Raw genomic sequence first — 23,306 nt, 5'->3', positions numbered from 1 at the left:
TTGAATCTCGCGCCAACCTTGCTGACCTCTCGCCACAAGGAGAAGCGAATGTCGGGAACGAAAGTCCTTTGGGGACAGATTGTCGTGGTCATCTTGATCGTGCTCTTCACGATCTGGGCCTCGACGCAATGGTCCGCCTGGCAGCTGGGATATCAGGAACGGCTGGGAGCGCCTTGGTTCGTCATTGGCGGCATGCCAGTCTATTATCCGCCCGCCATCTTCTGGTGGTGGTATTTCTACGACGCCTACGCACCAGCCATCTTCGCGCGCGGCGGTCTGATTGCCGCCTCGGGCGGCTTCATCGCGATCGCCGTAGCGATCGGCATGTCGCTCTGGCGTGCCCGCGAGGCGAGGGAGGTCGCGACCTATGGCTCCGCGCGCTGGGCCGAAAGAAGCGAGGTGCAGGCGGCAGGCCTGCTTGCCCCCGACGGCGTGGTGCTGGGGCGCTATGGAACTCATTATCTGCGCCACGACGGGCCCGAGCATGTGCTTTGCTTTGCGCCGACTCGTTCGGGAAAGGGTGTCGGCCTTGTTGTGCCGTCGCTGCTGACCTGGCCTGGCTCGGCGATCGTCCATGACATCAAGGGCGAGAACTGGGGTCTGACCGCCGGCTTCCGCGCCCGCCACGGCCGGGTTCTGCTGTTTGATCCGACCAATGCAAGATCGGATGCATACAACCCTTTGCTCGAGGTTCGTCGCGGTGAATGGGAAGTCCGCGATGTGCAAAACATCGCCGACATCCTGGTCGACCCCGAAGGCTCGCTCGAAAGGCGCAATCATTGGGAAAAGACGAGCCACGCGCTGCTGGTCGGCGCGATCCTGCATGTGCTGTATGCCGGACCGGACAAGACGCTTGCCGGCGTCGCGGCATTCCTGTCCGATCCGAAGCGGCCGATCGAATCGATCCTGGCCGCGATGATGACGACTCCGCATCTTGGGAAGGGTGGTCCGCACCCGGTCATCGCCAGCGCAGCCCGTGAGTTGTTGAACAAGTCGGACAATGAACGCTCCGGCGTGCTCTCGACCGCCATGTCCTTCCTTGGGCTCTATCGCGATCCTGTGGTGGCACAGGTGACGCGCGCATGCGGCTGGCGCATCGCCGACCTGGTCGCCGATCCTCGCCCGGCGACGCTCTATCTCGTCGTTCCACCCTCCGACATCAGCCGCACCAAGCCGCTGATCCGTCTCATCCTCAACCAGATCGGCCGCCGTCTGACCGAGGATCTGCAGGCCAGGACGGACCGCCATCGCCTGCTTCTGATGCTGGACGAGTTCCCGGCGCTCGGACGGCTCGATTTCTTCGAATCCGCGCTCGCTTTCATGGCCGGCTATGGGTTGAAAAGCTTCCTGATCGCCCAGTCCCTCAACCAGATCGAGAAGGCCTACGGCCCGAACAACTCTATTCTGGACAACTGTCATGTACGGGTCAGCTTCGCGACCAATGACGAGCGCACCGCCAAGCGCGTCTCGGACGCCCTTGGTACGGCGACCGAGCTGAAGGCGATGAAGAACTATGCCGGTCACCGGCTCTCGCCATGGCTCGGTCATCTCATGGTCTCGCGCTCGGAGACGGCGCGGCCATTGCTGACACCCGGCGAGATCATGCAACTGCCGGCAGGCGACGAGATCGTCATGCTGGCGGGGACGCCGCCGATCCGGGCGAAGAAGGCGCGCTATTTCGAAGACCCGCGGTTGCGGGAGCGCATCATGCCGCCACCGGCTGTCGCGACTCGAGCCGAGGCGGAGCCTGACGATTGGACGGCGCTTCCGTCGCCGCTTCCGCCACCCGGGACGACAGCCGCAACTGCCGTGGTGAAAGTCCATGGCGAATCGACCGAGTCCGAATTGCGACGTCAGCCCGAGCTCGATCCACTTCTGCCGGCTGCGGCGGAGCTGCCGCCCGTCAACGAATTCGAGATCGAAGCGCCTGACGAGGCGGATGATCTCGCCGCGAGCAGCAGCCGCATGGCTCGTCTTGTTCGGGGCGTGGCGCGTCAGATCGCGCTCGATCCGGACGACGGCATGGAGCTGTGAAGGTTGTGACGGCAAGAAAGAAAAAGGTCCAGATTTCCGTCTATCTCGACCCTGCCGTGATGGCCTTGCTGGTCGATTATGCCGCCCGGCGCGATCGCTCGCAGTCGCTCATTGCTGAGGCGGCGATCGCCTCGTTCCTCTCTCCGGATGCCGACGCGCAACGCGAGGCGGCGATCTCCAAACGTCTCGACCGGATCGATCGCCGGATCGCGCGGCTGGAGCGCGACGTCGGCATCTCGGTTGAAACCCATGCGGTCTTCATCCGCTTCTGGCTTGCCACCACGCCGGCGTTGCCTGAGCCAATGGCCCAGGCAGCGCGCGCCAAGGCAAGCGAGCGTTATGAAGCTTTCGTTTCCGCGCTTGGCAGGCGGCTCGCCAAGGGGCCGAGCTTGCGACAGGAAATCCCCGAAGACATCGCGCCATCCGGCGCTGCTGAGCGACAGTGATGTGAGGGCATGTGGCGGAGGCGCCGCGCGAGCTCGCGCGACGCCTTCAGGTCCTGTTGATTGCTGGACGTCTTCTCGTGCCGACCCGGTCAGTTGGCGGCTCCGCACAACTGGGAGGTCGTCAATCCTGACGGCACGTTTTCCGTGGGGCCAAATCCGTACTTCGCCATGATGGAGGCAATCGTGCCGTTGGACATGACCTTGGCCAGCCCCTGATTGTAAAGGTCGCGCAGGTCACCATCATCCTTCCTGAACGCGATCGCGACGTAGCTGATCGACTTCTCGTCGGTCGTGAATGGATCGGCGCGCTCCAGATCGGGGCTCTTTTTGCCGGCCAGCAGCCCGATCGCCGTCGGGGACGAAAATACCGCGGCGTCGATGCGGCCGGCGCGCAGAGCCGCGATGTTCGTCTCGATGTCGGGAAACTGCAGGATGCGATCAGCCGGGACGCCCTCGGCGATGGCGTTCTGGATTACGTTGCTGCCGCGGCCGCCACCCATGATGGTGTCGGCCTTCTTGGCAAGATCCGCATAGCTATGGATCGCCTTGGGGTTGCCGGCGAGTACGATCGCCGCGTCGTCCTGCCTCAGGTCGGGAGCGCCGAAGGCGACCTGCTGGCATCGCGGCGGCGTTATCGACAAGCCGGACGCCACGGCATCGAAACGCCCGGCCATCAAGCCAGGGATCAACGCGCCGAACTCGGTGACCTGGAAGTCGATCTGCTTGACGCCGAGATCGGCGAACGCAGCTCTGAGAAGGTCGGGATGCCAGCCGAGCAACTCGCCGGTTTCCTCCTTCTTGTAGCCCCATGGCGCGCGGTTGTGGATGCCGATCACGATCCTGCCCTCTCTCAAGACGCGTTCCTTTGTCGTTTCCGCCGTAGCCGGCAGCACAGATCCGACAATCGCGGCATAGGCAACGCAGGCCAGGCCAATGGCGGCCGATCGGGCTCGAAATTTCATCGTGCAGTCCTCCCGTGAGATTGAGTTGCGCGCAGGGGTTCGGCCCCAGCCCTTCAACGCTACGTTGAGGGCCGCCAGCGCGTCAATATAGATATACGAAATATGTACAAAATATTGCCGACGCGACACAACAGGAGGCGGCTCACCGCTGGATTTGCCGTTGAGCGAATAAGGCTCAGCGCACGATCATCGCCTACAAGGTATCGTAGAGCTTCAGAGGCAGCCGACCGCGCCGGCGGCCCGCAATCATATTCAATTTTGCTAAAATCTTCGGAACCGATTGCTCCGGCCCGGTTTGAATCCCGGTTCAGGAGTTCGAGTGCATGCGTAAATCGACCGGTCACCTAGCCTTCATCGAATTCCAATCACCGACGCTGGTTGAGAACGCTCCTGCCGACGCGGACTGGCTGCACGAAATCAAATACGATGGCTACCGGACCGAGCTTATCGTTGAAGGTGGCGCGGCACGTGCCTTCACTCGTCGCGGCTATGACTGGTCGCATCGATACAAGCGTATCGTCCAGGCGGCGGCGAACCTGCAGGTCCGATCCGCGATCATTGACGGAGAAGCTGTGGTTCTCGGCAACACCGGCCTGCCGGATTTCCAAGCGCTCGAGCGGGAGCTGGGAAACCCGAACTCGCCGAAGCTCATGTTCTTTGCATTCGATCTTTTGCACCTCAACGGCCGCGACCTTCGACAGCAGCCGCTGATTAAGCGCAAAGCCGCGCTGCAGGCCCTGCTGCAAGGCACGGCTCCAACGCTGACCTATGCCGAACATCTAGACGTAACCGGCAAGGACGTGTTCGATCATGCCTGCCGCATGGGCCTGGAGGGGGTGGTCTCAAAGCGAGCTGACTCTCCCTACCGCTCCGGTGTCCAAACGAGCTGGCTCAAGGTGAAATGCGTCAAGAGCGACACGTTCCCGATTGTCGCTTTCGTCGAAAAGCTCGGCGCGCAGCCACGCCGCATTGCTTCGCTCTATATAGGCAGATGGCAGGGCGAGCGGCTGCTCTATGCTGGAAAGGCGCAAAGCGGCTATACGCTGGAGGCAGCCCGGCGGGTTCGCGAGCGGCTTGATCCGCTTATCATCAGCAAATCACCTCTCTCGGAGCCCATCAAAAAACCCAAGGCAACGTGGGTCCGGCCGGAGGTGCTGGCGGAGGTGCAATTCAGTGGCGTGACGGACCGAGGCATCTTGCGCGAGGCCGTGTTCAAGGGATTGCGCGAGGATCTCCAGGTGAACCCGGCGAAGCCGCCGTCCCCCTCCAAGCGCAGGTTGGAGGGCCAACATGGCGTTCCTCGCGAGAACATTCTCCAGCTGTTACCCGATGCTGTTGTACCTTCCAGGGAAGAGCTGATGGGCTACTGGCGGCGGGTGGCTGACCGAGCGCTGATCCATCTGGGACGAAGACCACTGAAGCTGGTACGTCATGCGCAGGGGGCCACCTTCTATCACAAGGGCCCGCTGCCATCGATACCAGGACCGGTGCACCAGCTACGCGTTCAGAAGCGCGAGGGCGGCGAAGGTGTTCGGGTCTGGGTAGATGGTCTCGACGGGCTGCTTGGGTTGGTCGAAATGGATGCCGTCGAGCTACATCCTTGGAACGCTACGGTTGACGATATCGAGCATGCTGACCAGCTCGTGCTCGACCTCGATCCTGGCGAAGGCGTGCCATGGGATGCGGTGATCGAGACGGCGCTGTCGCTACGTCACATCATGGAAGCTGCTGGGTTGCGGAGCTGGCCGAAGGTCACCGGGGGCAAAGGCATTCACCTGATGGCTCCGCTGGCTTCGGGTGTGACCCACGACAGGGCGCGGCAACTGGCCAAATCGCTCGCCCAGTGCCTCATCGATGCTAAGCCGGACCGTTACCTCTTGTCAGCCGATCCAGCAGCCCGACGGGGTCGCATCTTCCTCGACTATCTTCGCAACGGGCGCGGCAATACTGCAGTCGGTACGTTCTCGCCACGAGCGCGGCCCGGCTTTCCTATTGCCCATCCTGTCACATGGACGCAGATCGAGCGGGGAATCCGGCCGGACGCCTTCACCATCGACCATCCATTCAGGGCTGCTGTTCGAAAGGCAGCGTAGTGAGAAGCCGCTTAACTTGCGGCGCTTAGTTCATCCTTCTTGGAAGCGAAGGCGAGTAACCACGCGGCCCAAATCACATTTAAGACCTCCGCCCACTTCGATGCCGACGTGCGCTTGCGAAAGGCCATCAGAACCGGGGTCCAGCCTTGCACTCAGTAAGCTAGCCTGACGAGCGTCATCAGGTATGCGTGCCCAAAGCACCAATTTCGTCTAGGCGCAACATCCGAGGATTGCGTGCGTTCTTTAGATTGGAGAGCTGCGGCCGATCTGCCGCATCCTCATGCGTTGACCGGTCGGAGGCGGCCAGAAATGTCCAAGTTCAAAGAGGCCCTTGAGCGGGGCAAGAAAGCTCGCCATCGGCAGGACGAGCGCGCGGATGGGACTACTTCAAACGCGGACTTTGGCGCCCGGGCCAGAGCTTGGCTAACGGAGGTCGTCGTCGCGTCGTTGGAAGCGGCCAAGGCAGACGTGGCGGGAGAGGTGACCATCGATGTAAACCCCATGCCGCGCCGCGAGGCTAGCGCCATTGCGCCGTCTGTTGAATTCCGAATTTACCGGAACGGAGCAGGCGAGAAAAGCCACGCAAGGGCGTTCAGGGTCAGCGTTTCGATAAGTGGGGAGGCGTCAGTTTCTGCACCCGGCATGGTGGCGGAAGATATAGGCAGCATCGCGGACAAGTCTGACCAAAGATTCCGCCACTTGCTGGCGAAATTGATCGAGGATGCGGCCAGGGACGGCCGATCTTGAGGCGCATCTGCCCTCGATCAGCGCAAGGGCACGCAGACCGGCTGCCGCCGCGATGGGCGTCCCAGAATACTCGCTCGATCATATGGGCAGGACTTCCGAGCGCTTGACCTGGCCCAGGGCGAAACTGCTTTCGATCGAAGCGATATTGTCCAGCCGCGTCAGCTTGTCCTTGATGAACCGCTCATAGGCCTCGAGGTCGCGCACCACGATGCGCATCAGGTAGTCGCGCTGCCCGGTCATCAGATAACAGTCGACCACCTCCGGCCAGCGAAGCACGGCTTGCGAGAACCGGTCGAGATCGTCCTCGCGTTGCCTTTCAAGCTTGATCGATGCGAAAGCGCTGATCGGCAGGCCGAGCTTCTTCTGGTCGACCACCACGGTGTAGCCCTTGATGACGCCGGCGTTCTCCAGGAGCCTGACGCGCCGCGCGCAAGGGGAGGGCGAAAGTCCGACGGCTTCGGCGAGGTCGTTCGAGGTCGCCTTGGCGTTCTTCTGCAGCGCAGCGATGATCTTCAGGTCGATTGCGTCAAGCGCCGGATTTGGCATGTTTCCCTCGTCGGTGGGCCATAATTGGCTGGATCAGCCAATATCATCGATCACTTTGTGCAAGAATAGCCACATTCGGAAGATCGACGCAGGTATCGTTGAGGCGCGATTTCACAGGAGCCGACGATGACGATCCTTTCCGAGCTTGAGCGCAAGGTCCTCTGGCTGGCCGTCTGGATGATCCATCACGCCAATCATCTTCGCGAGTCGACGGACGGCCTCAAGGTCGGCGGCCACCAGGCGTCTTCGGCGTCCGCCTCGACCTTGATGACGGCGCTCTACTTCAAGACCCTGAGGCCGCAGGACCGCGTCGCCGTCAAGCCGCATGCCAGCCCGGTTTTCCATGCCATCCAGTATTTGTTCGGCAAGCAGACGCTCGAGCAGCTGCAGAATTTTCGTGGCTATCGCGGCGCGCAGTCCTATCCGTCCCGAACCAAGGATATCGACGATGTCGATTTCTCGACCGGGTCGGTTGGACTGGGAGTCGCGCAGAGCCTGTTCTCCTCCCTGGTCCAAGATTATGTCAGCGCAAAAGGATGGAAGACCGATCAGCCGGAAGGCCGGATGGTCGCTCTGCTCGGCGACGCCGAAATGGATGAAGGCAATATCTTCGAGGCGCTTCTCGAGGGCTGGAAGCACGGCCTGCGCAACACCTGGTGGATCGTTGACTACAACAGGCAGAGCCTGGACGCGGTGGTGCGCGAAGGCCTGTGGCAGCGTTTCGAAACCATCTTTCGCAACTTCGGCTGGGATGTGGTGATCCTCAAACACGGGACATTGCAACAGTCCGCCTTCGAGGAGGAGGGCGGCGAAAAGCTGCGGGCCTGGATCGACGCATGTCCCAATCAGCTCTATTCCGCGCTGACCTTCCAGGGCGGCGCTGCATGGCGCAGGCACCTGCTGGACGATCTCGGCGATCAGGGACCGGTCAGCCGCCTGATCGAGAAACGCAGCGACGATGAGCTTGCGGCATTGATGGCAAACCTCGGCGGCCACGATCTTGAGACCATCATCGATGCCTTCGAGCAAGCGCGCGGGCATGATCGCCCGACCTGCTTCATCGCTTATACGATCAAGGGCTTCGGCCTGCCGCTCGCCGGCCACAAAGACAACCACGCCGGGTTGATGACGCCGGCGCAAGTCGAGGCCCTGCGGCAAGGCATGGGGGTGCGCGAGGGCCGCGAATGGGACATGTTCGAGGGCCTCGCCTATGACGAGGCTGCTATACGATCTTTCCTTGCGTCCTCGCCTTTCGCGCAGGCAGCGCCGCGTCGTCACGAAGCCCCTGCTATTCCGGTGCCGGCGCGCATCGGCTTCGCCGCTCAGCCGTTCATGTCGACACAACAAGGCTTCGGGCTCTTGATGCACGAGATCGCAAAGTCGGACAGCGATTTCGCAAGCCGTGTCGTCACGACGTCACCCGACGTGACCGTCTCGACCAATCTCGGCGCCTGGGTAAACAAGCGGGGTCTGTTCGCGCGCGGCGATCAGGCGGACATTTTCCGCGAGGAGCGCATCCCCTCCACCTTCAACTGGACGTTTGCGCCGTCCGGACAGCATATCGAGCTGGGCATCTCCGAGATGAACCTTTTCACGATGCTTTCGGCGCTCGGCCTGTCGCATTCGCTCCACGGCGAGCGCCTGCTTCCCGTCGGCACGCTCTATGATCCCTTCATCGAGCGCGGCCTCGATGCGCTCAACTATGCCTGTTACCAGGACGCCCGCTTTATCCTGGCGGCGACGCCCTCCGGCGTGACGCTGGCTCCCGAAGGCGGAGCGCATCAGTCGATCGCCACCCCGCTGATCGGCATGGCGCAGGACGGGCTGGCGACGTTCGAGCCGGCCTATGTCGATGAACTGGCAGTCATCCTGCGTTGGGCATTCGACTACATGCAGCGCACCGGCGAAGCCGAGCCTGACGACCACACCTGGCTGCGCGATCAGACCGGAGGTTCGGTCTACTTGAGGCTCTCGACGCGCTCGATCGGGCAGCCGACACGCGCGATGGAAAGCAAGCTGGCGCGCGACATCGTCGATGGCGCCTACTGGCTGCGCAAGCCCGGGCCGAACGCCGAGCTGGTGATAGCTTACTCCGGGGCAGTCGCGCCCGAAGCGGTACAGGCGCTGGGGCTGATGGCCGGCGATCGCCGCGACGTTGGACTTCTGGCCGTGACCTCGGCCGATCGGCTGAACGCCGGCTGGTCAGCCGCGGCCCGGGCACGCCAGTACGGCCAGCCGCACGCCTCAAGTCATGTCGAGCGGCTTCTGGCCGGCCTTCCGGCTTCCTGCGCCATCGTGACGGTGCTGGATGGGCATCCCGCGACGCTCGCCTGGCTGGGGTCGGTCCATGGCCACCGTACACGCGCTTTGGGGGTCGAGCACTTCGGCCAGACCGGCACGATCGCGGATCTCTACCGGCATTACGCGATCGATGCAGAGGGCATCATGGCTGCGGCGCAATCTGTTTCGGTTGGCCGGCCGCTGAGGCACCTCGGCTCCGCCGCCTGACGGTCGGCGGCGCGCCTCCCGGCCGGCTCGTTCGATGGCAGTCAATACCGGAATTCCTTGAGGGCGGGTGTCAGTTGTCAGCGCCATCCTCCTCCGCTGCGACAAAGCGTGGGGAGATGAAAATGGCTGGCGCCGGCGACCTTATGAGCCGTGAAACGCTGCGGCCTTGGATCGGGATGGGAGCGGCGATTGGACATCACGGCGAACTCATCCAGGGCGTCTTCAAGGATGATGGCGGGCGCCTTCATCGCGGGCTCGTCACGCTGCCGGTCGCCGGTTTGAGGTCCGAGGCCACCTTTGCCAGAACCGACGGCGATGCGGTCATTGTCCACCCCGATCATAAGGTCAAGGCATCGTCAGCCGCGCGGCTCACGCTCGATTTCTTGAAGGTAACCGGCGGTGGGGTGCTGACACTGCAAAGCTCGATTCCCGTGGGGCACGGCTACGGCTCGTCGACCGCGGACGTCGTCGCTTCCATTCGCGCTGTAGCCGCAGCCCTCAAGGTCCAGTTACGGCCCTCGAGCATCGGGCGTCTGGCCGTTGCCGCCGAGCACGCCAGCGACGCGATCGCATTCGATGAGCATGCCGTCTTGTTCGCCCAACGCGAGGGCACGGTGATTGAGAATTTCGGCGGCTCGCTGCCGCCGCTGCTACTGGTCGGGTTCAAGGCGAATGGCGGTCTCCCGGTCGACACATTGCAGCTGCCGCCGGCGCGCTACGACAGTGCCGAAATCCAGGAATTCGGCGTGCTTCGGGCGCTGGTCGCACGGGCGGTTTACCTTCAGGATCCCAATCTTCTTGGACGTGCCGCCTCGGCCAGTGCCTTGATCAGTCAACGGCACTTGCCGAAACAGGGTTTCGACGAGATCGCTGAAATCGCCAGGCGGGCCGGGGCGTGCGGAGTCCAAGTCGCCCATAGCGGGTCGTTGTTTGGTCTGATTTTCGATCTTTTCGCATCGAATCTGAAGCGACGGGCAGCTCTGGTCGCACAACAGATAAGACGCGCCGGCTTCAAGGACGTCGAGGTCCATCTGGTCAATGCGGAGGGCTGGACATGGTAACCGTCCCAGTTGACTATTTCACGGACCTCGAGACCCCACGCCTGGCTCGCTTGGCGCCAAATTTGTTGGCGGCGGCTTTTCCGTTGATGAAGCTGATGCCGGCCCGCTACATTCTGGATCGGGCAGCGTCGAATGGCGAACTCAGGGCAGGCTCCCGCATTGTCGAGACGACGTCGGGCACGTTCGGCATGGCGGTGGCGCTGCTGGCGGCCGCGCGTGGCTATCGCCTTACCCTCGTCACCGCTTCGACGCTTATCGACGCCAAATACAAGGCTCGACTGGAGCGCATCGGCGCCAACGTGATCGCGCTTGACGATCCGCGCGGGGACGGCAATCAACCTGGCCGGCTTGAGCGCCTGCAGGAAATCCTGGCCACGGAGCCGGACGGCTTCTGGACCCGCCAATACGACAGTCCGGGAAACTGGCTTGCCTATGCGCGACTGGCTGAACTTTTCATCCGGGCGATGGGAAAGGTTGATTGTCTGGTCGGCTGCATAGGGACTGGCGGTTCGTTATGCGGCACGGCGTCCTTTCTGCGAACGGTCTTTCCCCACCTGACGGTGTTTGCCGTCGATACCCATTGCAGCATTCTGTTCGGACAGCCCGTCGGCAAACGCATGCTGCGGGGCCTGGGCAACAGCGTTCTGCCGAAAAACGTCAGGCATGAGCTTGTCGACGAGATCCATTGGGTCGGCGCCTATCCGGCGTATCTGAGCGCGCACCGTTTGCTGCGCGAGCACGGGATTTTCATGGGGCCGACCAGCGGCGCCGCCGCGTTGGTGGCGCGATGGGTTGCAGAGACCCTTCCGGACGCACAGGTCGCGGTCATCATGCCTGACGAAGGCCATCGCCATGCCGAGACCGTCTACAATGACGACTGGCTTGCAACCCTGCCCGGCTGGCCCTGCAAGGAACCGTCGGGGCCGAGGACGCTGACGACAATCGCACCGGCCGCAGAGACGCAATGGACGCGATTTCTTTGGATGCGGCGCAGTCTCGACAATGTGCTCAAAACCCAGGCAGCAACTGCGGTGCCATCGGCTATTGGTGCGGCGGAGAATCTATGAGACGAGATCCGGCCCGCTTTTGTCGAGCCAGCGCCAGGCGTCTTGCGTCGTCTGGAAGATCTCGCCGTGGTCATTCGACCGGGTGGACCGATCAAGGTCCTTGAGACCGCTGGCGGTCACGACGGCCACGACGCGGTCTGTGGCTGCGATGATACCTTGAGCCTTCAACGTGGATATTGCGATCAGCGGCGTGACCGACGCCAGTTCGGCAAAGATCCCTTCATCCTGCGCAAGGCGTTCCTGCATCGCGATCAGGCCGTGATTGTCGACGGGGACCGCGTACCCGCCGGATTCGCGCAGAGCCTTCAGAGCCTGAAAGGTGCTGCGCGGCGTGCCGATCGATACCGCAAGGCTGTCGAAGAGCATCTTGCGTTCACTCAAGGCATCGGCGCCGCTGGCAAGCGCATCCGCCAACGACCCATGCACCTCCGCGGCGACGAGACGGGGCAGCTGCGTGATAGTCCCTTGCCCGTACAACTCGCAAAAGCCCGCCCACACGCCGGACAACGCATCGCCATAGCAGACCGGCAGGACGCACCAGTCCGGCGCCCTGCCATCCGATTGCTCGACGATCTCGTAGGCGATCGTCTTGTAACCCTCGATGCCGAGTGGATGGCTGCCGACCACCGGACCGTGATAGGGCGAGGCGATGAACCAGTCGTAGCGGGCAGCCGCCTGTTCCAGCAGGGACCATCGGTCCATTTTGTTGACCAAGGGCAGCACCGTCGCACCATATTTTCGGATCTGCGCCAGCATCGCGCCGGCAGACCCTGCGAAAGTTGTGACAACGCACTTCAGCCCGGCTCTGGAAGCGTAGGCCGCCAGCGAAGCGCCGGCGTTGCCAGAGGAGGCGGTCGCGACGATCTTCGCGCCACGTGTGCGCGCCACGCTCACCGCGACGGTCGAGAAGCGGTCCTTGTGCGACCAGGTCGGGTTTTGGCCTTCGTCCTTGATTGCGAGGTTGGGCACACCGAGAAACGCGCCGATGCGCGGCGCTGCAAGCAACGGTGTCAAACCCTCGCCAAGGCTCACCGCATCCGCGGCTGTGCAGGGCAGCATATGCGCAAAACGCCATAGCGAGCGCGAGGGGGTGGCGCCCTGCAAGGGATAAGGGGGAGGATCCGCATAAACCGGCCGAAGATTTGCCGGTGCGGTCTCCCGACACCGCGGGCACCCCTTGGAGTCGATGGTGATGTCGGCGGGGTAGGAGGCATCGCATCGGATGCAGACGAATTCCAGGACCCGGCCTTCTTCCGTTCCGGGTCGGCTGATCTCGCCTGAGGAATGCACTGATGCGTCGTGCGTGAGGTCGCGAAACGGCCGGCTCGGCATGGCTATTCCTGTGTCAGGAAACGATGAATTCGCTGGTTGTTTCAAACAGCCAACAGCACCGCTGTCAATGCGGAATGTGCACTATAGTGTGTCGCACCATAGTGCGCGTCGTAGCATCCGTTGATTGATGAAACTTCGCGGCGTTTTTGGTTTGAACGTGCAGCGGCTACGGAGAGAAAGAAGACTGTCTCAGGAGCAGTTGTCTTTCGTTTCGGGCCGCACGCGGGCCTACATCAGCAGCGTCGAGGCCGGTCGGCGCAACGCCACGCTGGACACAGTCGAGATCCTGGCGAAGGCATTGGATGTCGAGCCGCAAGAGTTGATCACGGCCGTTCCATCGAATGGGCGAGCAGCCCGCGGCACAAAGCAGACGGCGTCAAAGTCAGATGAATGAAGCGCGGTCTGTTCACGAAACATTGGTCCGGCTTTCAGGTGCTTTATCTTTGCGCCCGCTAATTGACTCCTGAAGTGTACATTCGGCGCAAGTCCCATTGAATATATCGCATTTGTGACAGTAAGTTCTTGCTGGGATGGGGCCTGACGCTTGTCGAGGTCTGCCGATGGAGATCGATAGTCTTGCTGGGTTGTTTGCAGCGATCTCGAGGATCGACGCCGCGTGCTCGGTGGATGGTATCCTCCAGGAATTCCGCTCTGCCATCGAGCGCTACGGATTGCGCTACTTTCTGATCACCGGTCTACCCGTGCCGCATGACACCGACTGGAGGCGAGAGATCCTGGTCGATGGCTGGCCGCCCGAATGGTACCTTCGCTACATGTCAGAGGATTACTTTTCGCATGATCCCTGCGTCGCGCAGTGCCGGCATTCGTCGAAGCCATTCCTGTGGCACGAACTTCCGCCGGCAAAGCTTTTTGCGCGCGCAAAGCTGGTGATGGATGAAGCGACGGACTTCGGAATGGGCCAAGGTCTCTGCGTTCCCGTCCACGTGCCGTTGGCGGGGCCAGGCGTCGTCACGGCAGCGGGCGATCGAATTGAAATAGCCCCGAGCGTCTTGCCATTCATCGAGACACTTTGCGTGCATACCTTCCGACGCCTGTCAGGGCTGGAAGAATCCGGCCAGGCTGTTGAGCCCGCGCCCTTGACGCCGCGCGAGCGCGAACTCCTGGAGTGGAGTGCCGAAGGCAAATCGAACGAAGACATCGCCTGCATCCTGGGCGTCACAAGGAACACAGTTGAAAGCCATCAGCGCAACATTCGAGGCAAGCTCGACGCAGCCAACGTCTCGCATGCCATCGTCAAAGCTCTGCGACGACAGGAAATCCAGATTTAGCAATACCTGAATACCATCATACGGGCACGAAGCGTGTTTTCTTACGACCTCCACTTTTGGAGGCGTCATGGTCCGTATTCATCTGGTCACCTGGGAAAACAGGAAGCAGTATAGAAAAGTGCTGGAGCGCTATTTTCGCATCCGGTACGACATTTACGTCAAGCATAGACGGTGGCGCGCCGTTGCGCGGCCCATCAACATCGAGATCGACGCCTTTGACAACGAGCATGCGCTTTATGTTCTGGCGCTCGACACCAACGGCAAGATCGTCGGCGGCTCCCGTCTTGTTCCGACGCTGCAGCCGCATCTGATGAGCGAGGTCTTCCCGGTTCTCGCCGGCGGCACGCCTCCGAGAGCGGCTGATATTTTCGAATGGACCCGCTTCTTCATCATTCCTTCGCTTCGCACTCAGGGAGCTTCTTCTCCAGTCGCCGGCGTCGTGCTGTGCGGCCTTCTTGAAACGGCGCAAAGGCTGGGGATTCGACAGATCAGCGTGGTGTGCGAAACATTCTGGCCGAAACGCCTGCGTGCGCTTGGCTGGACGCTTTTCGAACTCGGCAACGCGCTTGAGCATCCGGATGGCGATATCATCGCGCTGCTAATCGATGTCACGCCTGAGGCCATCGAGCAGACGCGCCGCGCTTATGGCATCAGCGGCGTCATACTTGCGGATAAAATCTAGGCGGATTGCTACCGGCAACTGAGGGTCGCCCGCCAGGGGATATTGTCATCGCGCCCATTTGCGCGGTAGTCAGCCCTATGATGCACCGCATTCGGTTGATGGACTCATGACGCCGCTGGTCCTGATCTCTTCGAAGGACCCGGATTTCTTTCTGGTTTTCGGGCATATCCTTTCAGTAGCCGGCTTCGAAACCCGCCTGATCACGGCAGACAAGGAGATTGCGCGTGCCATCAAGGTCGACACGCCGCTTGCCGTTATCCTGGACTGTCATCCGGGCGACCGCGCAATCGCCAAGCAATGCCAGTCGCTGAAGTCGTCCGAAGCGACAAAAGCAACGCCCCTTGCAGGTTTGGTTGCGCCTCGTTCCGGTAAACTGCACCTGGACCTCATAAAGGCGGGCGTCGATGAGATATTTTCGCGTCCGTTTGCCCCCGAGCAGCTTCTGACCTGGCTGCATGGCAAGGCAGGTATTGCGAAGCTCGCGCGCGAAACCAAGACAGGCGATCTGGTGCAGGGCGATTTCCGGTTGGACCGACACACCCACCGGACATTCTTCAAGCAAAAAGAAATCGTTATGCCGCCGATCGAATTCAAGCTTTTGCGCAGCCTTCTGGCGCAACCCGGCAAGGTCCTCAGCCGAGAGGAACTGGTCGCGACCGCATGGCCTGAACACGCCGCCGCGACCGATGTGCGCGGTGTTGACGTTCATATTGCCAGGTTGCGAAAAAGGCTTCGGGCATCTGTGGGAAGCGATGTGATCCGGACCGTCCGCTCTGCCGGTTACGCATTCGCGCCGGACTGGTAATCCGCGCGGCAATTCGGCACCAATCGTCATGTTGCCGATCGCGCCGCGGTTGCGTTCGCGATCTTGAGAGGTATCAGCTCTCAATGGCTAAGAATGGTATCGAGGAACAGCCTGGCGCGTGGACGAGCCGCTCCAGAGAAGAAATCACTGCAAGACGCGTGCTCGACGATGCTGCCTTGGTCCATGAAAACGATCTCATCCGCGACTTCGCGTGCAAAGCCCATTTCATGCGTCACGCAGATCATGGTCACTCCGGTTTTCGCGAGCGCGATCATCACGTCGAGCACTTCCTTGATCATTTCCGGATCGAGCGCCGAGGTGGGTTCATCGAAAAGCATGATGCGGGGGTCGAGACAGAGAGCGCGCGCGATCGCCGCCCGCTGTTGTTGGCCGCCCGACAGCTGGGCCGGATAGGCTCGCGCCTTTTCGGGGATGTGCACCGCCGTCAGATGCCGCATGGCGATCTCTTCGGCCTCCTGCGCCGATTTCAGGAGGACCCGGCGCAGCGCCAGCGTGCAGTTGGCAAGCACGCTGAGGTGGGGGAAGAGGTTGAAGCTTTGGAACACCATGCCTGTCAGACGGCGCGCAATTGCGGCATCGCGATCGCTTTTTCCCAGACTTCTCCCTTCAAGCTCTATCGTCCCCTTTTGGAAAGGCTCGAGGCCGTTGATGCAGCGTATCAATGTCGACTTGCCGGACCCGGACGGTCCGCAGACGACGACGCGCGCACCCGGCCGTAAGGTCAGATCGATGTCTTTCAAAACGTGCAGGGCGCCGAACCACTTGTTGAGACCATCGATCCGCACGAGCGGGACGGATTGAAGCGTCGAGGTCGCAGGCGCGCGCCGGTCGAGCATCAGCGGCGCCCGCTCGCAAGCAGGAGCTTCTCCATGCGCTTCACTCCATACGAAACGATCAGCGCCAGGGCAAGAAACAGAACGCCGGCGACGGTCAGCGGCTCCGCGTAGCGGTAGGTCTCGGAAGCGATATCGAAGGCACGCCCGAGCATTTCCGGCACGGCCAGGATCGCGAGATAAGGCGTCGCCTTTAGGATCGAGACCAGGTAGTTGCCCAGGGGCGCGGCGATGTTGCGCAGCATCTGGGGTGCGATGACGAAGATGACCGTGTCGCGGCGGGTGAGCGACAGGGCTCTGGCTGCTTCCTGCTGGCCCTTAGGAATAGCGTCGATGCCGGCCTTGAACACCTCTGCCAGATAGCCGCTGTAATACAGGCTTAGCCCCACTATGCCCACCGTCATGGCGCCGAGCCGGATCCCGTAGAAAGGCATGACGAAATACAGGAAATAGAGCCAGGCCAAGACCGGCGTCGAGCGGATGAAATCGATCAGGAAGCGCACGACGAGGCCAGGCGCACCGCCCCCGCGGCGGATCATTTCGAAAGTGAAGCCAAGCGCCGACGCGCCGAGGCAACTTAAGACCGTTGCGAGCAGGGTAGTCCCGATCGCACCGACTATGATCGGGATAGTCGAGAGCGCGAAATCGAGGTCAAATCCCACGAGGCGCTCCTCTTTCGGGACTGACCCGTGCCTCGAGCCAGCGGCCGGCGAGCGCGATCGGATAACAGACGACGAAGAAGGCCAGCAGTAGCGCCGAATAGATCGCGACCGGGTTGTATTCGGTCTGCGAGATTTCCTTGGCGCGGAAGGTCATGTCCGTCAGCGTGACCAAGGAGACAAGGGAAGTCGCCTTGACCAGCTGAATAAGGTTGTTGACGAATGTGGGACTCATGGCGACCAATGCCTGGGGCAGCTCGACCAGAAGCAGGATCGCCGGGCGCGAGAGGCCGAGCGCCATGCCTGCCTCGCGTTGGCCGGCAGGAAGAGATTGGAGCCCGGCCCGCACCGCCTGGCTGGCATAGCCGCCGCTATTGAGGCCGAGCACCAATGCACTGACGGTCATCGCCGACAGAGTGACCCCTATGACCGGCAGAACATAGTAAAAGACGAACAGCAGGACCACGACCGCCGAACTGCGCCAGAATTCGATGACTGCTGTCACCATAACGCGCGTCAACCCGGTGGTCAGAAACTGCGCGACGCCGAAAACAAGCGCGAAGGGCACCGCGAAGACCAGACCATAGGCGGTGACCGCTGCCGTTATGCGCAGCCCTTGCAGGATCCCAAGCCAGATGTCGAACATGCTCATGCGGCTTCGCCGCCCTTTGCCGGCAAGGGGCGCGGCGTAGCGGCTGGCGGGGCGCTTCGAACGTATTTGGAAACGCCCATTTGGCGCCGCGAAACCGAGCCCTCGGGACCGAACCGCATGACAATCCTCCGCGCCGTGGAAAGGGCGATCGCCGCCACTGCCAGGCGTTTCATAAACCCGGCGGGAGCCGGGTGTCAATAAACATGTACATAATATTGCGACAGTTTACATTCTGCCGGCGCCGGAGCGCCGCGATCCGCCGCCATGACGCTTCCTGAGGTCGGCCCCGCCGTTCGCCGGTTTTTCTTCGCTGCGCTACGACGGCGGTCGAAAGCTGTTGAATCGGGCTGCTCCAGGCCGCTCTTGCTTGTCTGCGACCGAGAACTGCTCGACGAGTTCCCGGGCCAAACGGAGACCCGATGGCTGTCTTGAACAACGATACCGAGCGACGCGCGCGCAGCTCGCGTATGCTGCGCACCGCGCTCGGGCCCGCCATCGCCCGGTTCCTGGATGACCCCGCCATCATCGAGGTCATGCTGAACCCGGATGGCCGGATCTGGGTCGATCGGCTTTCGGAAGGTTTGGCCGATACGGGGGAAAGGCTCGCGCCTGCCGCTGGCGAGCGGATCGTGCGGCTGGTTGCCCATCATGTCGGCGCCGAGGTCCATTCCCGTTCCCCGCGCGTCTCGGCCGAGTTGCCGCAAACCGGTGAGCGTTTCGAAGGCTTGCTGCCGCCGGTGGTCGCCGCGCCGGCCTTCGCGATCCGCAAGCCCGCGGTCGCCCTCTTCACGCTCGATGACTATGTCGCGGCGGGCATCATGACGTCTTGTCAGGCCGCCGTGTTGCTCGCCGCCGTTGCCGGCCGCGCAAACATCCTCGTTGCCGGCGGCACCTCGACCGGCAAGACGACCTTGACCAACGCGCTGCTCGCCGAAGTGGCGAAAGGGACGGACCGGGTCGTCATCATCGAGGACACCCGCGAACTGCAATGCGCTGCCCCCAACCTCGTCGCGATGCGCACCAAGGATGGCGTCGCCACGCTTTCGGACCTGGTTCGTTCCTCGCTGCGCCTGCGGCCCGATCGCATTCCGATCGGCGAGGTGCGCGGCGCCGAAGCGCTTGACCTCTTGAAGGCATGGGGCACCGGGCATCCCGGTGGCATCGGCACCCTTCATGCCGGCTCCGGCATCGGCGCTCTGCGCCGGCTTGAGCAGCTGATTCAGGAGGCCGTCGTCACTGTGCCGCGTGCGCTGATCGCCGAGACGATCGGTGTGGTCGCCGTGCTCGCCGGTCGCGGCGCCGCGCGACAGCTTGTCGAGCTGGTCAGGGTCGAGGGCCTGGGCCCCGATGGCGACTATCGCATCGCCGAAGCCACACCGATCAACACAGGAGAAATTTCATGATCCGCCTCTCTTCGCGCGGCCGGGCCAGCCTTGCCGCGGCCAGCGCCGCCGTCGCCTTCAACTTCATGCTCGCGCCGGCAGCCTTCGCGTCGGGCTCCTCGATGCCGTGGGAACAGCCGCTCGAGAAGATCCTGCAGTCGGTCGAAGGACCGGTCTCCAAGATCATCGCCGTCATCATCATCATCGTCACCGGCCTGACGCTGGCCTTCGGCGACAGTTCGGGAGGTTTCAGGCGGCTGATCCAGATCGTCTTCGGCCTTTCGATCGCCTTCGCTGCGTCGAGCTTTTTCCTTTCGTTCTTCTCGTTCGGCGGCGGAGCGTTGATCTGATGACAACCGCTTTCGAACAGCTCGACGCAGTGCCGGGGTGGACGGTGCCCGTGCACCGGGCCTTGACCGAGCAGATCCTGCTCGGGGGCGCACCGCGTGCAATCGCGATCCTGAACGGCACGCTGGCGGGCGCTGTCGGTCTTGGGCTGCGGCTCTGGCTGGTCGGCTTTCTCATGTGGGCGATCGGTCATTTTACGGCGGTGTGGGCTGCCAGGCGCGATCCGCTTTTTTTCGAAGTCGGCCGCCGGCACCTGCGGCTGCCCGGACATCTGTCGGTTTGAGGGACGCCGCCATGATGAGCCTTGCCGAATACCGCCGGACTGCTGCTCGCCTTGCCGACTTTCTGCCTTGGGCGGCACTCGTCGCCCCCGGGGTCGTGCTCAACAAGGACGGCAGCTTTCAGCGCACCGCGAGGTTTCGCGGACCCGATCTCGACTCCGCCGTAGCGGCCGAACTTGTCGCGGTGGCATCGCGCATCAACAATGCCCTTCGTCGTCTCGGCTCGGGCTGGAGCATCTTCGTTGAAGCGCAGCGCCACGAAGCGGCTTCCTATCCCGAAAGCCGGTTTCCCAATGCGGCCTCCGGCCTGCTCGATGCCGAGCGCAAAGCCGATTTCGAGGAGGAGGGGGTTCATTTCGTATCGAGCTACTTTCTCACATTCGTGTTCCTGCCGCCGCCCGAAGACGCCACTCGCGCCGAAGGCTGGCTCTATGAGGGTCGCGACCAGTCGCACGCGGATCCGGGCGAGATCGTCCGCGCCTTTGTCGACAGGACTGAGCGTGTGCTCTCCCTGTTCGACGGGTTCATGCCTGAATGCCACTGGCTCGACGACGGCCAAACGCTGACCTACCTGCATTCCACCATCTCGACCAAGCGCCATTCGGTGCGCGTCCCCGAGACCCCGATCTATCTCGATGCGCTGCTTGCCGACGAGCCGCTCGCCGGCGGGCTCGAACCGCGGCTTGGCGACAAGCATCTTCGCGTGCTCACCATCATCGGCTTCCCGACCGCCACGACACCTGGCCTGCTTGACGACCTCAACAGGCTGGCTTTCCCGTACCGCTGGTCGACCCGCGCGATCCTGCTCGACAAGGTCGACGCTGTGCGCCTTCTGACCCGGATACGACGGCAATGGTTCGCCAAGCGCAAGAGCATCGCCTCAATCCTGAAGGAGGCGATGACCAATGAGGCATCGGCACTCCTCGACACCGACGCCGCCAACAAGGCGGCTGACGCCGACACCGCGTTGCAGGAGCTCGGCGCCGACATGGCGGGCATGGCCTATGTCACCGCGACCGTCGCCATATGGGACAGCGACCCGCGCGTGGCCGACGAGAAATTGCGGCTCGTCGAGAAAATCATCCAGGGCCGCGACTTCACGGCGATCGTCGAGACCGTCAACGCCGTCGACGCCTGGCTCGGCTCGTTGCCCGGGCATGCTTATGCCAATGTCCGTCAGCCGCCTATCTCGACGCTCAATCTCGCCCACATGATCCCGCTTTCTGCCGTGTGGGCGGGGCCGGAACGGGACGAGCATCTGCTCAGTCCTCCCTTGCTTTACGGCAAGACCGAAGGCTCGACCCCGTTCCGGTTGGTTCTTCATGTCGGCGATGTCGGTCACACGCTGGTCGTCGGCCCGACCGGCGCCGGCAAGTCGGTGCTGCTGGCGTTGATGGCGCTGCAATTCTGCCGTTATCGAAACGCTCAGATCTTTGCTTTCGACTACGGCGGCTCGATCCGCGCGGCGACGCTCGCCATGGGCGGCGACTGGCACGATCTCGGCGGTCATCTCACCGAAGGGATGGGCGCTTCCGTTTCGCTGCAGCCGCTCGCCCGCGTTGACGATACATACGAGCGCGCCTGGGCGGCTGATTGGATCGTCGCGATCCTGACGCGCGAGGGCATCCAGATCACGCCGGACGCAAAGGAGCATATCTGGGCGGCGCTGACCTCGCTCGCCTCGGCTCCGGTCGAGGAGCGCACCATCACCGGGCTCAGCGTGCTTTTGCAGGCCAATGACCTGAAACAGGCGCTTCGTCCCTATTGTGTTGGGGGCCCGAACGGCCGGCTGCTCGACGCAGAGGCCGAACAGCTCGGCCAGGCATCAGTGCAGTCATTCGAAATCGAAGGTCTGGTGGGCACGCTGGCCGCGCCGGCCGTCCTGTCCTATCTGTTTCATCGCATCGGCGACCGGCTCGACGGTCGCCCGACCCTGCTGATCATCGACGAAGGCTGGCTTGCCCTCGACGACGACGCGTTCGCCGGGCAGTTGCGCGAATGGCTGAAGACGCTCCGCAAGAAGAATGCCAGCGTCGTCTTCGCCACCCAGTCACTCTCCGACATCGACAATTCGGCTATCGCGCCGGCGATCATCGAAAGCTGTCCAACCAGGCTGCTGTTGCCCAATGAACGCGCGATTGAGCCGCAAATTACCGCCATATATCGCCGCTTCGGCCTGAACGACCGCCAGATCGAGATCCTGGCCCGAGCCATACCCAAGCGCGATTATTACTGCCAGTCCCGTCGCGGCAATCGTCTCTTCGAGCTCGGCCTGTCCGAGGTCGGGCTTGCGCTTTGCGCCGCGTCCTCGAAGAGCGATCAGGCCCTGATCGGCAGCATCATCGCTGAGCATGGCCGCGAGGGGTTCCTATCGGCCTGGCTGCGTGCCCGCGACGTCGGCTGGGCCGCCGACCTCATTCCTAACCTCACCGTTCCCGAACCTGCAAAGGATTCCAAACCATGACTGTTCATCAAAGCCGCCGGCGCGTCCTTCTTCTGGTCGCGGCGACGCTCGCCACGCCGATCGCGATCTCGCCGATGATGACTGCGCCTGCCCATGCCCTGATCGTGTTTGATCCGTCGAACTATTCCCAGAATGTCCTGACGGCTGCGCGCTCACTGCAGCAGATCACGAACCAGATCACCTCGCTACAGAACCAGGCCCAGATGCTGATCAACCAGGCGCGCAACCTGGCGAGCCTACCTTTGTCCTCGCTGCAGCAACTGCAACAGTCGGTGCATCGCACGCAACAGCTTCTCGGCGAAGCACAGAACATCGCCTTCGACGTCCAGCAGGTCGACAAGGCATTTCAGCAGCACTACAGCAGCGTCTCGCTCTCTGCTTCCGACCAGCAACTCGTCGCTGACGCGCGCTCGCGCTGGCAAAACACGGTGGGCGGTCTCCAGGACGCAATGCGCGTCCAGGCGGGCGTCGTCAAAAACATCGACACCGGCCGCGCGCAGATGTCGGCGTTGGTCGGCGCCAGCCAATCGGCGACCGGTGCGCTGCAGGCGACGCAAGCCGGCAACCAGTTGCTTGCGCTTCAGGGCCAGCAGCTTGCGGACCTGACCGCCCTGATAGCCGCCAACGGACGCGCCCAGGCGCTGACCGAAGCCGAACGTGCCGCGGCGGCCGACCAGGGCCGCGAGCAACGGCGCCGCTTCCTGGCGCCTGGCTCCGGCTACCAGGCCGGCTCGGTCCAGATATTCAACCGCTGAGGTCGATCGCCATGGACGGCAAAACCCTCGCTCGCGTCGTGGCCGTCGTCTTCGTCGCCGTCGCAATGACGGCGACGGCGCTCGAGATGAGCCGGAAGGAAGACAAGCGGGTGGGGGAGGGCCCGCGCACTGCGGCGGCCTCCGTTCCGAATCCGCTTCGCGACGGCCTGCGCCGCTGCCAGAGCCTCGGCGAGGCTGCCCTGCGCGATGATGGATGTGCGCGGCTGTGGGCCGAGCAGCGTGATCGCTTCCTCGGTCTCGACAAGCGCTCGGGGCGTTCGACAATGGGGCCGGCCGCTTCTCGGTCGCCGGATGCCGCCCTGCACGAGGCCCGGTAGA

General features: G+C 62.7%; 23 protein-coding genes. 17 read left to right on the top strand and 6 right to left on the bottom strand.

Going from position 1 to position 23,306, the window contains the following annotated elements:
• The first annotated feature begins 48 nt into the window (after positions 1-48).
• Both LB528_RS21655 and LB528_RS21650 read left to right on the top strand, forming a co-directional pair.
• Positions 49-2,034, top strand: a complete 1,986-nt coding sequence (locus tag LB528_RS21655) for a conjugal transfer protein TraG (RefSeq protein ID WP_224716252.1) — start codon at positions 49-51, stop codon at positions 2,032-2,034.
• Between the two features lie 5 nt (positions 2,035-2,039).
• Positions 2,040-2,480: a CopG family transcriptional regulator gene (locus LB528_RS21650; RefSeq protein WP_224716251.1), complete on the top strand. Its 441-nt coding sequence runs from the start codon at positions 2,040-2,042 to the stop codon at positions 2,478-2,480.
• 89 nt (positions 2,481-2,569) lie between these two features.
• Here the strand turns inward: LB528_RS21650 and ehuB are convergent, their stop codons facing one another.
• Entirely contained in the window at positions 2,570-3,442 is an 873-nt protein-coding gene (gene ehuB / locus LB528_RS21645; protein WP_224716250.1) for an ectoine/hydroxyectoine ABC transporter substrate-binding protein EhuB, read from the bottom strand.
• A gap of 323 nt (positions 3,443-3,765) precedes the next feature.
• On the opposite strand from ehuB, the gene ligD reads away from it, so the two are divergent.
• Together ligD and LB528_RS21635 are read left to right on the top strand one after the other, a co-directional pair.
• On the top strand, positions 3,766-5,535 hold the full coding sequence (ligD, locus tag LB528_RS21640; protein WP_224716249.1) for a DNA ligase D: 1,770 nt from the start codon (positions 3,766-3,768) through the stop codon (positions 5,533-5,535).
• 309 nt (positions 5,536-5,844) lie between these two features.
• The gene (locus tag LB528_RS21635) at positions 5,845-6,282 is read left to right on the top strand and encodes a hypothetical protein (RefSeq protein ID WP_224716248.1); all 438 of its coding nucleotides are present in this window, start codon (positions 5,845-5,847) and stop codon (positions 6,280-6,282) included.
• Between the two features lie 78 nt (positions 6,283-6,360).
• Here LB528_RS21635 and LB528_RS21630 read toward each other — a convergent pair whose 3' ends face one another.
• On the bottom strand, positions 6,361-6,828 hold the full coding sequence (locus tag LB528_RS21630; RefSeq protein ID WP_041002492.1) for an Lrp/AsnC family transcriptional regulator: 468 nt from the start codon (positions 6,826-6,828) through the stop codon (positions 6,361-6,363).
• Between the two features lie 126 nt (positions 6,829-6,954).
• Between LB528_RS21630 and LB528_RS21625 the strand changes: the two genes are divergently transcribed.
• The 3 genes from LB528_RS21625 to LB528_RS21615 all read left to right on the top strand — a co-directional run bounded on the left by LB528_RS21625 (position 6,955) and on the right by LB528_RS21615 (position 11,464).
• Positions 6,955-9,336 carry a transketolase gene (locus tag LB528_RS21625; RefSeq protein WP_224716247.1) on the top strand — a complete coding sequence of 794 codons (2,382 nt, stop codon included), beginning with the start codon at positions 6,955-6,957 and terminating at the stop codon, positions 9,334-9,336.
• 122 nt (positions 9,337-9,458) lie between these two features.
• Positions 9,459-10,397: a kinase gene (locus LB528_RS21620; RefSeq protein ID WP_224716246.1), complete on the top strand. Its 939-nt coding sequence runs from the start codon at positions 9,459-9,461 to the stop codon at positions 10,395-10,397.
• On the top strand, positions 10,391-11,464 hold the full coding sequence (locus tag LB528_RS21615; protein WP_224716245.1) for a PLP-dependent cysteine synthase family protein: 1,074 nt from the start codon (positions 10,391-10,393) through the stop codon (positions 11,462-11,464). The genes LB528_RS21620 and LB528_RS21615 overlap by 7 nt, the downstream gene beginning before the upstream one ends.
• Here LB528_RS21615 and LB528_RS21610 read toward each other — a convergent pair.
• Positions 11,459-12,796: a threonine synthase gene (locus LB528_RS21610; RefSeq protein WP_224716244.1), complete on the bottom strand. Its 1,338-nt coding sequence runs from the start codon at positions 12,794-12,796 to the stop codon at positions 11,459-11,461. The two genes, LB528_RS21615 and LB528_RS21610, sit on opposite strands and share 6 nt — an antisense overlap.
• Positions 12,797-12,923: 127 nt before the next feature.
• Here LB528_RS21610 and LB528_RS21605 point away from each other — a divergent pair, with 127 nt between their 5' ends.
• The 4 genes from LB528_RS21605 to LB528_RS21590 all read left to right on the top strand — a co-directional run bounded on the left by LB528_RS21605 (position 12,924) and on the right by LB528_RS21590 (position 15,572).
• Entirely contained in the window at positions 12,924-13,190 is a 267-nt protein-coding gene (locus tag LB528_RS21605) for a helix-turn-helix domain-containing protein (protein ID WP_224716243.1), read from the top strand.
• A gap of 166 nt (positions 13,191-13,356) precedes the next feature.
• Entirely contained in the window at positions 13,357-14,085 is a 729-nt protein-coding gene (locus LB528_RS21600) for a LuxR family transcriptional regulator (RefSeq protein ID WP_224716242.1), read from the top strand.
• A gap of 67 nt (positions 14,086-14,152) precedes the next feature.
• Positions 14,153-14,767, top strand: a complete 615-nt coding sequence (locus LB528_RS21595) for an acyl-homoserine-lactone synthase (protein ID WP_224716241.1) — start codon at positions 14,153-14,155, stop codon at positions 14,765-14,767.
• A 106-nt stretch (positions 14,768-14,873) separates the two neighbouring features.
• Entirely contained in the window at positions 14,874-15,572 is a 699-nt protein-coding gene (locus tag LB528_RS21590; protein ID WP_224716240.1) for a winged-helix domain-containing protein, read from the top strand.
• 80 nt (positions 15,573-15,652) lie between these two features.
• Here LB528_RS21590 and LB528_RS21585 read toward each other — a convergent pair whose 3' ends face one another.
• The 3 genes from LB528_RS21585 to LB528_RS21575 are packed head-to-tail and all read right to left on the bottom strand — an operon-like array spanning position 15,653 to position 17,737.
• Positions 15,653-16,429 carry an amino acid ABC transporter ATP-binding protein gene (locus tag LB528_RS21585; protein ID WP_224716239.1) on the bottom strand — a complete coding sequence of 259 codons (777 nt, stop codon included), beginning with the start codon at positions 16,427-16,429 and terminating at the stop codon, positions 15,653-15,655.
• Positions 16,429-17,088 (bottom strand): amino acid ABC transporter permease, encoded by a 660-nt coding sequence (locus LB528_RS21580; protein WP_224716238.1) that lies wholly within the window; start codon positions 17,086-17,088, stop codon positions 16,429-16,431. Before LB528_RS21580 ends, LB528_RS21585 begins: the two co-directional genes overlap by 1 nt.
• Complete coding sequence (locus LB528_RS21575) at positions 17,078-17,737, bottom strand: amino acid ABC transporter permease (protein WP_224716237.1); 660 nt, start codon at positions 17,735-17,737, stop codon at positions 17,078-17,080. The genes LB528_RS21580 and LB528_RS21575 overlap by 11 nt, the downstream gene beginning before the upstream one ends.
• 419 nt (positions 17,738-18,156) lie before the next feature.
• On the opposite strand from LB528_RS21575, the gene trbB reads away from it, so the two are divergent.
• Genes trbB through trbK-alt form a run of 6 tightly spaced genes read left to right on the top strand, consistent with a single transcriptional unit; the run spans position 18,157 to position 23,305 of the window.
• Positions 18,157-19,140 (top strand): P-type conjugative transfer ATPase TrbB, encoded by a 984-nt coding sequence (gene trbB, locus LB528_RS21570; RefSeq protein ID WP_224716236.1) that lies wholly within the window; start codon positions 18,157-18,159, stop codon positions 19,138-19,140.
• Positions 19,137-19,469, top strand: a complete 333-nt coding sequence (locus tag LB528_RS21565; RefSeq protein ID WP_224716235.1) for a TrbC/VirB2 family protein — start codon at positions 19,137-19,139, stop codon at positions 19,467-19,469. Before trbB ends, LB528_RS21565 begins: the two co-directional genes overlap by 4 nt.
• On the top strand, positions 19,469-19,750 hold the full coding sequence (locus LB528_RS21560; protein ID WP_224716234.1) for a VirB3 family type IV secretion system protein: 282 nt from the start codon (positions 19,469-19,471) through the stop codon (positions 19,748-19,750). Before LB528_RS21565 ends, LB528_RS21560 begins: the two co-directional genes overlap by 1 nt.
• Before the next feature lie 11 nt (positions 19,751-19,761).
• Positions 19,762-22,212: a conjugal transfer protein TrbE gene (trbE, locus tag LB528_RS21555; protein ID WP_224716233.1), complete on the top strand. Its 2,451-nt coding sequence runs from the start codon at positions 19,762-19,764 to the stop codon at positions 22,210-22,212.
• Positions 22,209-22,967, top strand: a complete 759-nt coding sequence (gene trbJ, locus LB528_RS21550; protein ID WP_224716232.1) for a P-type conjugative transfer protein TrbJ — start codon at positions 22,209-22,211, stop codon at positions 22,965-22,967. The genes trbE and trbJ overlap by 4 nt, the downstream gene beginning before the upstream one ends.
• Before the next feature lie 11 nt (positions 22,968-22,978).
• The gene (gene trbK-alt / locus LB528_RS21545) at positions 22,979-23,305 is read left to right on the top strand and encodes a putative entry exclusion protein TrbK-alt (protein ID WP_224716231.1); all 327 of its coding nucleotides are present in this window, start codon (positions 22,979-22,981) and stop codon (positions 23,303-23,305) included.
• Position 23,306: the final 1 nt, after the last annotated feature.

This window comes from Mesorhizobium sp. CA4, from assembly GCF_020165075.1.
Classification (GTDB): Bacteria; Pseudomonadota; Alphaproteobacteria; order Rhizobiales; family Rhizobiaceae; genus Mesorhizobium.
The sequence above is the reverse complement of the archived record's forward strand: the minus strand, read 5'-3'. Positions and strand labels throughout refer to the sequence as shown.